Source organism: Rahnella sp. JUb53 (assembly GCF_004346065.1).
Lineage (GTDB): Bacteria > Pseudomonadota > Gammaproteobacteria > Enterobacterales > Enterobacteriaceae > Rahnella > Rahnella variigena.
Genome location: NZ_SLYT01000003.1, coordinates 510,832 through 524,864 on the forward strand (window position 1 = coordinate 510,832; position 14,033 = coordinate 524,864).

A 14,033-nucleotide genomic window follows, 5' to 3' on the forward strand; every position below is an offset into this window, starting at 1 on the left:
TCTAGTTTCAGAATATTGAATATACTGTTGATATCCTTTGTCCTTGACGCTGCAGGGGCGTTGGCTGCTTTCGCTCACCCGAATCACTTACCTGTGTAAGCTCATCGGGATCCACTCGATTGCCGCCTTCCTGCAACGTCAATGACTGCGGATATACGTAGTCAAAGTAAAAACTAAGTTCGTCAGTTCAAAGGCGGTCTTGTTAAGCGTAAACCACCGCGGCGGTTTATGACTGGCACAATGCCGTCTAGATTTTTTTAATGATAAAATAAGTTTTGTGTGTTGACCAGTCTGATGGCATGTTATGACCTCTTTTTGGTGACATTTCTCACAAAAAGAGAGGTTTTAATTTGCGATACGAAATAATCTTTTTACACTCGCAGTGCTGTTAGTTATAAGTGCAGTTGGTTAAATCGGAACGGTAAATGTAAAGGTAGTAACCATACTAATTAAACTACTTAGGTGATTCGCCTGACGGCGGATAGGGGGAAATGTGAATATTCTTGGATTCTTTCAGCGTTTAGGCAGAGCGCTACAGCTGCCGATAGCCGTACTGCCGGTCGCTGCTTTACTGCTGCGTTTCGGTCAGCCTGATCTTCTTAATATGCCTTTCATCGCGCAAGCCGGTGGCGGGATTTTCGATAACCTCGCATTAATTTTTGCTATTGGTGTGGCATCCAGCTGGTCTAAAGACAACGCGGGTGCAGCAGCATTAGCCGGTGGTATTGGTTACTTCATCCTGACTAAAGCGATGATCACCATCAACCCTGCGGTAAACATGGGCGTGCTGGCCGGTATTATCACCGGTCTGGTGGGCGGTATGGTTTACAACCGCTGGTCTGATATCAAACTGCCTGACTTCCTGAGCTTCTTCGGTGGGAAACGCTTCGTTCCTATCGCAACCGGCTTCTTCTGTCTGATTCTGGCCGCTATCTTCGGTTACGTCTGGCCTCCGGTGCAGGATGCAATCCGTGCGGGCGGGGAGTGGATCGTAGGTGCTGGCGCATTCGGTGCAGGTATCTTTGGTTTCGTTAACCGTTTGCTGATCCCAACCGGTCTGCATCAGGTTCTGAACACCATCGCATGGTTCCAGATTGGTGACTTCACTAACGCTGCAGGTACTATATTCCACGGTGACATCAACCGCTTCTACGCGGGTGACGGCACTGCAGGGATGTTCATGTCCGGCTTCTTCCCAATCATGATGTTCGGTCTGCCAGGCGCAGCCTGTGCCATGTACTTTGCTGCACCGAAAGAGCGTCGTCCGTTAGTAGGCGGTATGCTGGTGTCAGTCGCGGTGACTGCATTCCTGACCGGTGTGACCGAGCCATTAGAATTCCTGTTCATGTTCCTTGCTCCGTTGCTGTACTTAGTGCACGCCATCCTGACCGGGATCAGCCTGTACATCGCAACCGCTCTGGGCATTCACGCAGGCTTCTCCTTCTCTGCAGGCGCCATCGACTATGCATTGATGTACAACCTGCCAGCAGCAAGTAAAAACGTCTGGATGTTGCTGGTGATGGGTGTGATCTTCTTCATCATCTACTTCGTTCTGTTCAGCGTTATCATCCGTATGTTCAACCTGAAAACGCCAGGTCGTGAAGACGACGTTGATCATATCGGTGAGCCTGAAGCAAACAGCAACACTGAAGAAGGTCTGAATCAGCTGGCTGTGAGCTACATCGGTGCTCTGGGTGGTTCTGATAACTTTAAAGGTATTGATGCCTGTATTACCCGTCTGCGTCTGAACGTGAAAGATGCCGGCACCGTTGATGACGCCGCATGTAAACGTCTGGGGGCATCAGGTATTGTTCGTCTGAACAAACAAAGTATTCAGGTTATCGTCGGCGCTAAAGCAGAATCTCTGGCAGATGCCATGAAGAAAGTGATGGCGCGTGGCCCGATTGCTGCCGGTGTCGCTACGCCAGTGGCTGCGGTTAAAGCAGCGCCGCAGGCTGTGCCAAACAGCGTCAAAACCGTCGTAGAGACGCTGGTTTCGCCGGTTACCGGTGACATCGTTGCGCTGGATCAGGTGCCTGATGAAGCATTTGCCAGCAAAGCGGTCGGTGATGGCGTCGCTATTCGTCCGACAGACAAAATCGTCGTTTCTCCTGCGGCCGGTACTGTGGTGAAAATCTTCAATACCAACCATGCGTTTTGCCTGGAAACCACTTCCGGCGCTGAAATCGTGGTGCATATGGGGATTGATACGGTTGCACTGAACGGTCAGGGCTTCACCCGCCTGGTTGAAGAAGGTGCAACGGTCGTCGCTGGTCAGCCTGTACTGGAACTGGATCTGGATTATCTGAACGCCAATGCGCGCTCAATGATAAGCCCGGTTGTGGTCAGCAACATCGACGATTACACCGGTGTGATTTCTCTGGCCAGCGGCTCAGTGGTTGCCGGTCAGACCAAACTGTTCGAGATCCAGAGTAAGTAACTCTGTTGATTGATTCACAGTAGAAAGCCCTGTCGCGGGAAGAGAGTAATCTCTTCCCGCGTTTTTATTGCTTCTAAGCAGAAGTCATGCAGATAACCACGATTTTATGCAACTAACGGTTGTTTCCTTACGTGGCTTGTTGGAACATAAGCGGTTATCCGTAGAGTCAAATGTCGCGTAGAGGAATTGCACAATGAGTGAGGCAGAAGCCCGCCCAACAAATTTTATCCGTCAGATTATTGATGAAGATCTGGCGACCGGGAAACACAATACCGTTCATACCCGTTTCCCGCCTGAGCCTAATGGCTATCTGCATATTGGTCATGCGAAATCTATCTGCCTGAATTTTGGCATCGCGCAAGACTATCAGGGGCAGTGCAACCTGCGTTTTGACGATACCAACCCGGCAAAAGAAGATATTGAATTCGTTGAGTCCATCAAACACGACGTGCAATGGTTAGGTTTCGACTGGAGTGGTGATATTCACTATTCTTCAGACTATTTTGATCAGCTGCACGCCTATGCGCTGGAACTGATCAATAAAGGTCTGGCGTATGTTGATGAACTGTCTCCTGATCAGATCCGCGAATACCGTGGTTCCCTGACATCGCCGGGTAAAAACAGCCCGTATCGCGATCGCAGCGTAGAAGAGAACATCGCGCTGTTCGAAAAAATGCGTAACGGCGAATTTGCTGAAGGCGCTGCGTGTCTGCGTGCAAAAATCGATATGGCTTCGCCATTCTTCGTGATGCGTGATCCGGTAATTTACCGTATCAAATTTGCAGAACACCATCAGACCGGCAACAAATGGTGCATCTACCCGATGTACGATTTCACCCACTGCATTTCCGATGCGCTGGAAGGGATCACCCATTCACTGTGTACGCTGGAATTCCAGGACAACCGTCGTCTGTACGACTGGGTGCTGGATAACATCAGCATTCCATGCCATCCGCGTCAGTACGAGTTCTCCCGTCTGAATCTCGAATACTCCATCATGTCCAAGCGTAAGCTGAACCTGCTGGTGACGGATAAAATCGTTGAAGGCTGGGATGACCCGCGTATGCCGACCGTTTCCGGTCTGCGTCGCCGTGGCTACACTGCCGCGTCTATCCGTGAATTCTGCCGTCGTATCGGCGTGACAAAACAAGATAACAACGTCGAAATGATGGCGCTGGAATCCTGTATTCGTGACGATCTGAACGAAAACGCACCGCGCGCCATGGCGGTTATCAATCCGGTTAAAGTGATCATCGAGAACTTTACCGGTGATGACGTGCAGATGGTGAAAATGCCGAACCATCCGAGCAAGCCGGAAATGGGTACCCGCGAAGTGCCGTTCACGCGCGAAATTTACATCGATCAGGCTGATTTCCGCGAAGAAGCGAACAAACAGTACAAGCGTCTGGTGCTGGGCAAAGAAGTTCGTCTGCGCAATGCGTATGTGATCAAAGCGGAACGCATTGAGAAAGACGCAGAAGGCAATATCACCACCATCTTCTGTTCTTACGATATCGAAACGCTGAGCAAAGATCCCGCTGATGGCCGCAAGGTGAAAGGTGTGATCCACTGGGTTTCTGCGACAGAAGGTAAACCGGCGGAATTCCGTCTGTATGACCGTCTGTTCATCGTGGCGAATCCTGGCCAGGCAGAAGACTTCCTGACCACGATCAACCCGGAATCGCTGGTGATTGCTCACGGTTTTGTTGAGCCTTCTCTGGTGGCTGCTCAGGCTGAAATCAGCCTGCAGTTCGAGCGTGAAGGTTACTTCTGCGCCGACAGCCGCTACTCAAGCGCTGACAATCTGGTGTTCAACCGTACCGTTGGTCTGCGTGATACCTGGGAAAGCAAACCCGTCGTGTAATTGCCTCTGAATGGCTTGTTTGAACGACTGATGAAACGCAGCTCCGGCTGCGTTTTTTTTATGTCTGCTATTTCTGTCTGCTAGTAATGACAGGTGCATGGTGATTTTGTTTTTCATCGCGAATTAATGTATTTTTGATGTTTACTTTTAAACCCTGTTTTTTGTGTGCTGAAACGTTTAAATGAAAGCTTAAAATTTACAATTTACTGATTCTATTATTTATTTTTATCAACTCTCTGCCTGACCCTTTCTTAAAGCTTTTTGTTACACTTTTTCATCTTTATGTGCACTTAGTCATACTTCGGCGATCAAGGAGTAATTACTCATTGATAATTCGCGTCGCGAAAAATACTCTTGATCATGAATTAACCGGTTACGCCTTTGGCGGCCGCTTTTAATACCCGTTTGGGTTTTGTTGGTATTTTTTAGTCAAAGATGAGGAATTTCTATGCACAAGCACCTTAACAGGGGCAGGGGATCGGCTTACCTGAAACCTGCACTATATTCTCTTGCCGGCACCTTATTGGGTGGCGGAATGATGTTTTCTGAAGATGCCAAAGCGGCAGGTTTTATTGATGATTCGACGCTGACCGGCGGTGTGTATTACTGGCAGCGTGAGCGTGACCGCAAGGACATGGATCCGGCGAGCGACAACTACAAAGACTACACAACCAACCTTTCGCATTCTACCGCAAACCTGAATCTCGATTTTTCTTCCGGCTATGCCTGGGACATGTTTGGTATTGATATCGCAGCCTTTACGGCGATTGAAATGGCCGAAAGCAGCGAAAGCGGACATCCCAACGAAATCGCTTTCTCCAACAGCAACCGTGCCTACGACGAAGATTACTCCGGCGATAAAAGTGGGGTCAGCCTGTACAAAGCCGCCGGTAAATTTAAATACGGCGGATTCTGGGGACATGCCGGCTACATCCAGCCAACGGGCCAGACACTGATTGCGCCGCACTGGAGCTTCATGCCGGGAACTTACCGCGGCGCGGAAGCGGGCTACAAGCATGACTTCGGTGATCCGGGAGAGTTGAGTTTCTCCTACATGTGGGCGGACGAATATAAATCTCCGTGGCATCTGGAAATGGATGATTTCCGCCAGAACGATAAGAAAACGGGCGTTTCGTACATCCACTCTCTTGGAGCGAAATACGACTTCAAAAACGACTTTGTGCTGGAAGGCGCTTTTGGTCAGGCTGAAAGTTACGTCGATCAGTATTTTGCCAAAGCGTCTTACAAAATCGATCTGATGGGCAATCCGCTGACCACCAGCTACCAGTTCTACGGTGCGGAAGATCGCATCAGCAATAAGAACGATCCGAACAGCTTGTATGACGGGATGGCCTGGTTGCAGGCGCTGACTTTCGGTTACACCACCGGTCAGTTTAACTGGCGGCTGGAAGGTACGATGGTCAAAGCGGAAGGTAATCAGGGCTACTTCCTGCAACGTATGACCCCGACGTATTCCTCCTCCAACGGTCGTCTTGACGTGTGGTGGGATAACCGTTCGGACTTCAACGCCAACGGCGAGAAAGCGGTGTACGCCGGCGTACTTTACGATCTGGCGAAATGGGATCTGCCGGGCTTTGCCGTCGGGGGTTCTTACGTTTACGCGTGGGACGCCAAACCGAGTACCAATGCCGCTTATGACCAGAGCCAGCGTCTGAAAGAGACCGCCTGGAGCCTGGATGCGCTTTACACCATTCAGGAAGGCCGCGCTAAGGGGACATTGTTCAAACTGCATTACACCCAGTACGACAACCACTCGGATATTCCGAGCTGGGGCGGGGGTTACGGCAACATATTCCAGGATGAAAAAGACGTGAAATTCATCGTTATTGCTCCATTCACTATTTTCTGAGGTCGTTATGTCGATGAATAAATTACTGATGATGGCGGTATCTGTTGTTCTGCTGGCAGGTTGTGCGCCTACCGCCGATCAGGCACAGATTTCGCAAATGCGTGAAGACTACCGCGCGTGTATTAATTCTTCAGAAGGTAATCCGGACAAACTGGCGACTTGTCAGGTGTTGCTGAACAAGCTGAAACAGGAAAAAGAACACCAAAAATTTGCGGAACAGGAAACAGTACGCGTGCTGGATTACCAGCGCTGTCTGACGGCGCGCAAAACCGGTGATGGTCAGGCATATGCGGCGGATTGCGGTAAAATCTGGCAGGAAATCACATCCAATAACGCGCCTGTAATGGCGAACTAATAGCAGATTTTTGTAAAAGCCTTAGCTGGCAAAATCATCATTATCAAAAGCGAAACCCCGGCTTGCCGGGGTTTTCTACGTCGGTAAGCGGCGTCTGTGTTCGGGGTGAAACGCAGACATAAAAAAACCGCTTTCCAGCGGTTAGTTTATTTAGAGTATTTGCGACAATCGAAGCTGTGCAAATTAATGCGCAGGTTTGTCATTGTGCAAAGATTCATCTTCACGGCAGTCGCCTGCTTCACAGTGACCGTACAGGTACAGACTGTGGTTGGTCAGTTTGATGCCATGTTTTTTAGCAATCTCACGCTGACGACCTTCAATATATTCGTCACGGAATTCAATCACACGACCGCAATCCAGGCAGATCAGGTGATCGTGGTGATGTTGCTGAGTCAGTTCGAATACGGACTTGCCGCCTTCGAAGTTATGACGGGTGACGATACCAGCATCATCAAACTGGTTCAGAACACGGTAAACCGTGGCCAGACCAATTTCTTCGCCCATATCAATCAGTTGCTTGTACAGATCTTCCGCACTAACGTGATGACCTTCCGGCGCTTGCAGCACTTCCAGGATTTTGAGGCGCGGAAGCGTGACTTTTAAGCCGGCTTTCTTCAGTGCGGTGTTGTTGTCAGTCATGCGGATTCAGTCCTGTTACTATGTGCTAATCAAGTTGAGGCATGCAGCCTGTGGCATCGGCGGCACAAAATTGTTCGTTTACTGTTCTTCGTTTAAGGGAAGTGTGCCCATTCTCGTAAACGACAGCCTGTTAATAAAGATCACAAATTGCCTGTCACATTAATAATGCAACGACTTGATCGATAGAAAAAACAGATGAACTCAGTGTACCTTGATACGACCAAAAGTTACAATTTTGTAGCGGTTAAATTGTTAATTTCAGTAATAGTTTGGCCCTTCAATTGTAGAATAAATCCTCAGGGCCAACAGGGTTTTAGCCGATAATTTCTGAAAGGCTGAGTTCTTCTGTGATCTGTTTCACCCACGCATCAACACGTTCAGCGGTCAGTTCCGGCTGACGGTCTTCGTCAATTGCCAGTCCGATGAAGTGCTTATCATCTGCCAGGCCTTTGGATGCTTCAAAGTGGTAACCTTCAGTTGGCCAGTGTCCGACAATCACTGCGCCGCGTGGCTCAATGATATCGCGCACGGTACCCAGTGCATCGCAGAAATACTCGGCATAGTCTTCCTGATCGCCGCAGCCAAACAGGGCAACCAGCTTACCTTCGAAATCTATCTCTTCGAGCGACGGGAAAAAGTCATCCCAGTCACACTGCGCTTCACCGTAATACCAGGTTGGAATTCCGATCAGCAAAATATCGAATTTTTCCAGATCCTCTTTGCTGCTCTTCGCAATGTCATGCACCTCAGCCACATCTTTACCCAATTGTTTCTGGATCATTTTAGCGATGTTTTCGGTGTTACCTGTATCGGATCCAAAGAAGATACCTACAACGGCCATAAGATTATCTAACCTCTTGTTCTAAATGAAGTGCCCTGCATTGCAGGCAATAATAGCGAAGATGATACCAAACTCGCGAGGCGGAGAATATGCTTCTGCTCGCCTTCTTAACTGGGGAATAAGTTTATCGGGCAATATTTTAAAGTGTTATCGCCATCGTGTGCTTATCAACCACAGGGTTCCTGAGGTCATAAGCAAAGTGAAGAAATATACCGGCTCATTCCTTAAGTTTATGCATGTCCCGCCGATAGATGATGCGAGAGCAATCTCAACATAATAAAGAAATCGATGCCCGGAGAGGTGTTCAAACATGTCCGGGGGCGTAAGCCTGCTGGTTACCTGTTTTGATTCTCCGCATCCCCGTCAATCCTCAGACCAGAAACAGTCCTGTTTCGAGATAGGCATATCGTGCAGTTTTTAAAAAATATTACCATCAGGGCCGCTTTATTAACCATTCTTGGCATCTTCTGCGTGATGTGGGCTGGTGTTTCCCTTTATACCGTCACATCACTTGGCACATTAACGCAAAATACCAGGAACAGTACCGAACTGGTCAACAACATGACGCTGATCAGCAAAGGCAATGATCAGTATTTCCGTACCGTGACGCGTCTGAGTCGTGCGGTTGCACAGCTTCAGGCTGACCCGTCAAAAGGCCCCGAAATTTTTGACAGCGCCAAACAATCTCTTGATGGACTGACTCAGGCGCTGGCTGGTTTTAAATCAGTACCCCATCCGGGCCTGGAAGAATCAGCCATTCAGGAACTGCAGACCAGTTGGGAAAACCTGCTGACACAGGGCGTTACGCCGTTATTCAATGCTGCCAGCAGTAAGAATACCGACACCTATAACCAGTTAGCCAACACCACGGTTCCGGCGCTGAGCCGTACTTTTGGTTTATCAATGGAAAAGGTCAGCAGCCAGATTGCAGTTGATTTTCAGGCCGCACAAAATGAATCCAATCATCTGACCTACATGAGCAAAGTGATCCAGCTGAGCGCATTTGGTATTGGTTTGATCCTGTTGCTGCTGACCGATCGTTATCTGGTGATGGCGCTGGTGAAACCGCTGGATAAAATCCGCGATCAGTTCGCGGTGATCGCCAGCGGTGACCTGACGCAGTATATGGAAGAGTTCGGTAAAAACTGCGCCGGTAAACTGATCCCGCTGCTGAATGTGATGCAGGCGAGTCTGGTGAATACGGTGCAGACGATCCGTAACTGTACTAACCATATCTATCAGGGCGCATCGGAAATTTCAGCGGGCAATAATGACTTGTCTTCGCGTACCGAAGAACAGGCTTCTGCTCTGGAAGAAACCGCAGCCAGCATGGAAGAACTGACAGCGACGGTGAAACACAATGCCGATAACGCACATCACGCCAGCCAGCTGGTGATTGAAGCTTCCGGCACGGCGCAGAAGGGCGGTAATATTGTGGCGGACGTGGTCAGTACCATGAAAGACATTTCCGGCAGCTCAAAGAAAATTGCTGAAATTACGTCGGTCATCAACAGCATTGCTTTCCAGACCAACATTCTGGCGCTGAACGCCGCGGTTGAAGCCGCACGTGCGGGCGAACAGGGGCGTGGATTTGCGGTGGTCGCCAGCGAAGTGCGCAATCTGGCACAGCGCAGCGCCCAGGCGGCGAAAGAAATCGAATCCCTGATCAGTGAATCGGTTTCCCGCGTCGACAGCGGTTCAAAACTGGTTGAAAACGCCGGTCTGACGATGAATGAAGTGGTGCGCTCAATTACGCATGTCACCGATATCATGGCAGAAATCGCTTCGGCATCTGATGAGCAAAGCAAAGGCATCGGTCAGGTGGCGGTGGCGATCACTCAGATGGACAGTGTGACGCAGCAGAACGCCTCGCTGGTTGAAGAGGCATCGCAGGCTGCGGTTTCTCTGGAAGAACAGGCTGCATTACTCAACAACGCTGTGGCCACGTTCAAACTCAAAGACAGCGTGACCAACGTGAAGGGACGTCCAGCGAAAGCGGTTTCCGCTCCGTTGCTGCGTCCGGATACCGGGATGGGCGGGTTGCTTTCGGCGAATAGCGCGAAAAGTGCTGAGAACTGGGAAACGTTTTGAGAAGGGCGAAGAGAGTTAGCGTTGAATAAGTAAGAAAAAACAAACGGGTAGCCAGGAAAGGTTACCCGTTTTCAATCAGCCTTCATGACCGTTAAGATGCGCCAGCAGCATCTCTTCAATCAGTTCACTACGACTGATGTTACGTTCTTCAGCCAGCTTATTGAGCGTATCAACAGCATCGGCATTCATTTTCAGCTCCACGCGACGCAGACCGCTCGCTTTATCGCGGCGTAACTGATTGCGCTTGTTGATCCTGAGCTGTTCATCACGGGATAGCGGATTTGTTTTTGGACGCCCCGGACGGCGGTCATCTGCGAACAGATCAATCGTCGTGCGATCCAGTTGTTCTTTTGCCATAGGTAGCGGTACAACCAGGGAAGTTTTTACATCGGAAAACGGCAAGCCGATTCCTGACGAGCGTTTCACACATTTCGGGCTAAGAAACCCTGACCCAATTTACCCCCCGCGACTCAGCCTGAGTGAAACGGGGCGGCAAAATTATAGCGCGCAATCATACACTGGCGCCCCTGGGGTTCACAACGCCTGATTGCCCTGATTTCATGATAACTTTCTAAGTTGTGCAGGCTTTTTGCACAATTTATCCCCAGGATGTTAAACCTTAGTCCACATCGATGAAACGGTGAACAGCACGCAGCACGGCCTCAGGTTTTTCCGCGTGAACCCAATGTCCGGTTCCGGCGACGACATAGGCTTTGGCCTGCGGGAACTGACGGGCAATATCTTCGCGGTAAGCGTCCTGCACATACGGCGACAATCCGCCGCGGATAAATAACGCCGGGTGATCCCACGCCGGTACGTCTTCCCAGCCGGTGATGGTTTCATATTCACTGAGCAGCACCGGAACGTTGAAGCGCCATTCTCCCTGCTGGAAAGATTTCAGCAGAAACTGAATCACGCCATCTTCCTTTATATACTCGCGCATACAGGCGGCAGCCGACGTGCGGTCACGTAATCCGGCAGCGGTGACGGCGTTAATCGCCGCAAAAATCTCATCGTGACGGCGCACGCGGTAATCGACCGGCGCGACATCAATGGCGATCAGCTTCTCGATACGGTCAGGGATCAGCGCGGTCAGCGCCATCGCTGCTTTGCCGCCCATCGAGTGGCCGATAACAATGATTTTTTGGAAACCCACTTCATCCAGCGTTTCTGCTAAATCCTGCGCCATCGCGGCGTATGACATCTCATCAGAACGCCCGGACTGGCCGTGGTTACGCAAATCGACCTGTAACACTCTATGCTGTTGTTTCAGGTCGCGGCCCAGAACGCCCAGATTATCAAGGGTTCCGAACAAGCCGTGGATTAACAAAACCGGCAGGGCATGGCTGCCAGCGACTTCAGGTTCTTGCAGGCGATAATGTAATTTCATGGCGAAGTTCATACTGATAAACGATTCCATTAGGTTATCATGAGTTGCGGATGATTTTTTAAAACAGAAAGTTTCTGCCAGATGCCTGAGCGGGATTTGACTACCAGAAGCAAGAACAGGCCGGAGCCTGCATGCAGCAAAAACGGGAAGTAGTCTGGTTTTTGCTTCGCGGCACAATTCCCCTGTTTGTTACTGTGTAGAAATTTGTATAATCCTTTTGAATTAAGTAGAAAAACAGTACTGGATAAAGATGAAAACTATTGAGGTTGACGAAGAACTCTACCGCTACATTGCCAGCCACACGCAGGCTATCGGTGAAAGTGCGTCTGATATTTTACGCCGTATGTTGAAGTTTACTGCCGGACAGACCGCTCCTGCCGCGACAGTGAATGCTTCCATTATTGCCGGCACCGTTGCACAGGAAAAACCTGTCGCCGCTGCAGCACCGACGTCGCGTGATAAAGTCCGCGCCGTCCGTGAACTGTTGTTGTCTGACGAATACGCAGAGCAGACCAAAGCGGTGAACCGCTTTATGTTGATCCTTTCGACCTTGTATGGCCTGAACCCGAAAGAATTTGCCGTTGCGACCGAGTCATTAACGGGCCGCACGCGTACCTATTTTGCCGGTGACCAGCAAACCCTGCTGCAAAACGGCATTCATACCAAGCCTAAACACGTTCCCGGAACGCCGTATTGGGTTATTACGAACACCAACACAGGTCGCAAACGCAGCATGATCGAACACATCATGCAACTCATGCAGTTCCCGGCGGAACTGACTGACAAAGTGTGCGGCACCCTCTAAATTTCAGCGTAAGGGAGAAGCGCCAGTGGCTAATCACCCCCGTGCAGGGCAACCTGCTCAGCAAAGCGATTTGATTAATGTGGCGCAGTTAACGTCACAGTATTACGTTCTGCAACCGGATCCGGCTAACACAGCACACGCTGTGAAATTCGGCACGTCCGGTCATCGCGGTAGTTCGTTGCGTCACAGCTTTAATGAAGCGCACATCCTGGCCATTGCTCAGGCAATTGCTGAAGTGCGTAAAGAGCAGGGCACCACCGGCCCGTGCTACGTGGGTAAAGACACACATGCGTTGTCCGAACCGGCGTTTATCTCTGTGCTGGAAGTGCTGACGGCGAATGGCGTAGATGTCATCGTTCAGGACGACAACGGCTTCACGCCGACGCCTGCGGTGTCTCACGCTATCCTGACCCACAACCGCAACGGCGGCGCGCTGGCTGATGGCATCGTCATCACCCCTTCGCACAACCCGCCGGAAGATGGCGGCATAAAATACAATCCGACCAACGGTGGCCCGGCAGATACCAATCTGACCTCCGTGATTGAGAAACGCGCTAACGCACTGCTGGCTGCCAAGCTTGCGGGTGTGAAACGTCAGTCTCTGGATCAGGCGTGGAAAAGTGGTCATCTGGTGGCGCAGGATCTGGTTCAGCCGTTTATCGAAGGCCTGACCGATATCGTTGATATGGCCGCGATTCAGAAAGCAGGCCTGAAACTGGGTGTGGATCCTCTCGGTGGTTCCGGTATCGAATACTGGAAGCGCATCGCTGAGCATTACAAACTGGATCTGACGCTGGTGAACGATGAAGTCGATCAGACTTTCCGTTTCATGCATCTCGATCACGATGGTGTGATCCGCATGGACTGCTCGTCTGAATCCGCCATGGCCGGTTTGCTGGCGCTGCGGGATAAATTCGATCTGGCCTTTGCCAATGACCCTGACTACGACCGCCACGGCATCGTGACGCCAGCCGGTCTGATGAACCCGAACCATTATCTGGCGGTGGCGATTCAGTACCTGTTCCAGCACCGTCCGCAGTGGGGCAAAGAGGTTGCCGTCGGGAAAACGCTGGTATCCAGCGCGATGATCGACCGCGTAGTGGAAGATTTAGGCCGTAAACTGGTAGAAGTACCGGTAGGCTTTAAATGGTTCGTTGATGGTCTGTTTGACGGCAGCTTCGGTTTTGGTGGCGAAGAAAGTGCAGGGGCTTCTTTCCTGCGTTTCAACGGCACCCCGTGGTCTACCGACAAAGACGGTATCATCATGTGCCTGCTGGCCGCGGAAATCACCGCCGTCACCGGCAAGAATCCGCAGGAACATTACAACGAGCTGGCTGCCCGCTTTGGCGCGCCAAGCTACAACCGTATTCAGGCACCTGCAACTCACGCGCAGAAAGCCGCGCTGTCTAAACTTTCTCCTGAACAGGTGAAAGCCGACACGCTGGCCGGTGACCCGATCACTGCCCGTCTGACCAACGCTCCGGGTAACGGCGCGTCAATCGGCGGCCTGAAAGTGATGACCAAAAACGGCTGGTTCGCGGCACGTCCGTCGGGTACAGAAGAAGCCTACAAAATTTATTGTGAAAGCTTCCTCGGTGCTGAACACCGTGAGCAAATCGAGAAAGAAGCGGTAGAAATCGTCAGCAAGGTTCTTGCCGACGCTAAATAAGCCGTTCTCTGCTTCTCATCAAAGGCGCTGATTATTCAGCGCTTTTTTTTTGCGCTTTTCTTGCCGTCA

11 protein-coding genes are annotated in these 14,033 nt (G+C 50.7%); 7 read left to right on the forward strand and 4 right to left on the reverse strand.

Going from position 1 to position 14,033, the window contains the following annotated elements:
- The first annotated feature begins 493 nt into the window (after positions 1 to 493).
- From nagE to chiQ, 4 genes are all read left to right on the forward strand, one after another.
- On the forward strand, positions 494 to 2,440 hold the full coding sequence (gene nagE / locus EC840_RS10150) for a PTS N-acetyl glucosamine transporter subunit IIABC (RefSeq protein WP_113876049.1): 1,947 nt from the start codon (positions 494 to 496) through the stop codon (positions 2,438 to 2,440).
- A gap of 193 nt (positions 2,441 to 2,633) precedes the next feature.
- Positions 2,634 to 4,304, forward strand: a complete 1,671-nt coding sequence (gene glnS / locus EC840_RS10155) for a glutamine--tRNA ligase (protein ID WP_132965154.1) — start codon at positions 2,634 to 2,636, stop codon at positions 4,302 to 4,304.
- A 448-nt stretch (positions 4,305 to 4,752) separates the two neighbouring features.
- Positions 4,753 to 6,174 carry an OprD family outer membrane porin gene (locus EC840_RS10160; protein ID WP_132965156.1) on the forward strand — a complete coding sequence of 474 codons (1,422 nt, stop codon included), beginning with the start codon at positions 4,753 to 4,755 and terminating at the stop codon, positions 6,172 to 6,174.
- 13 nt (positions 6,175 to 6,187) lie between these two features.
- Positions 6,188 to 6,529 carry a ChiQ/YbfN family lipoprotein gene (gene chiQ / locus EC840_RS10165; protein WP_165929023.1) on the forward strand — a complete coding sequence of 114 codons (342 nt, stop codon included), beginning with the start codon at positions 6,188 to 6,190 and terminating at the stop codon, positions 6,527 to 6,529.
- 183 nt (positions 6,530 to 6,712) lie between these two features.
- On the opposite strand, the gene fur is transcribed toward chiQ, so the two are convergent.
- Positions 6,713 to 7,168, reverse strand: coding sequence for a ferric iron uptake transcriptional regulator (gene fur, locus EC840_RS10170; RefSeq protein WP_015698140.1), 456 nt, complete (start codon positions 7,166 to 7,168; stop codon positions 6,713 to 6,715).
- 313 nt (positions 7,169 to 7,481) lie between these two features.
- Positions 7,482 to 8,009 (reverse strand): flavodoxin FldA, encoded by a 528-nt coding sequence (gene fldA / locus EC840_RS10175; RefSeq protein WP_112287653.1) that lies wholly within the window; start codon positions 8,007 to 8,009, stop codon positions 7,482 to 7,484.
- Positions 8,010 to 8,417: 408 nt separating this feature from the next.
- Here fldA and EC840_RS10180 point away from each other — a divergent pair, with 408 nt between their 5' ends.
- Positions 8,418 to 10,100: a methyl-accepting chemotaxis protein gene (locus tag EC840_RS10180; protein WP_113876045.1), complete on the forward strand. Its 1,683-nt coding sequence runs from the start codon at positions 8,418 to 8,420 to the stop codon at positions 10,098 to 10,100.
- 75 nt (positions 10,101 to 10,175) lie between these two features.
- Here the strand turns inward: EC840_RS10180 and ybfE are convergent, their stop codons facing one another.
- Both ybfE and ybfF read right to left on the reverse strand, forming a co-directional pair.
- On the reverse strand, positions 10,176 to 10,457 hold the full coding sequence (ybfE, locus tag EC840_RS10185) for a LexA regulated protein (protein WP_056772022.1): 282 nt from the start codon (positions 10,455 to 10,457) through the stop codon (positions 10,176 to 10,178).
- Between the two features lie 262 nt (positions 10,458 to 10,719).
- On the reverse strand, positions 10,720 to 11,502 hold the full coding sequence (ybfF, locus tag EC840_RS10190; RefSeq protein WP_132965222.1) for an esterase: 783 nt from the start codon (positions 11,500 to 11,502) through the stop codon (positions 10,720 to 10,722).
- Between the two features lie 238 nt (positions 11,503 to 11,740).
- Between ybfF and seqA the strand changes: the two genes are divergently transcribed.
- On the forward strand, positions 11,741 to 12,295 hold the full coding sequence (seqA, locus tag EC840_RS10195; protein WP_112287655.1) for a replication initiation negative regulator SeqA: 555 nt from the start codon (positions 11,741 to 11,743) through the stop codon (positions 12,293 to 12,295).
- Between the two features lie 25 nt (positions 12,296 to 12,320).
- Positions 12,321 to 13,964: a phosphoglucomutase (alpha-D-glucose-1,6-bisphosphate-dependent) gene (pgm, locus tag EC840_RS10200; RefSeq protein WP_132965160.1), complete on the forward strand. Its 1,644-nt coding sequence runs from the start codon at positions 12,321 to 12,323 to the stop codon at positions 13,962 to 13,964.
- Positions 13,965 to 14,033 lie beyond the last annotated feature (69 nt).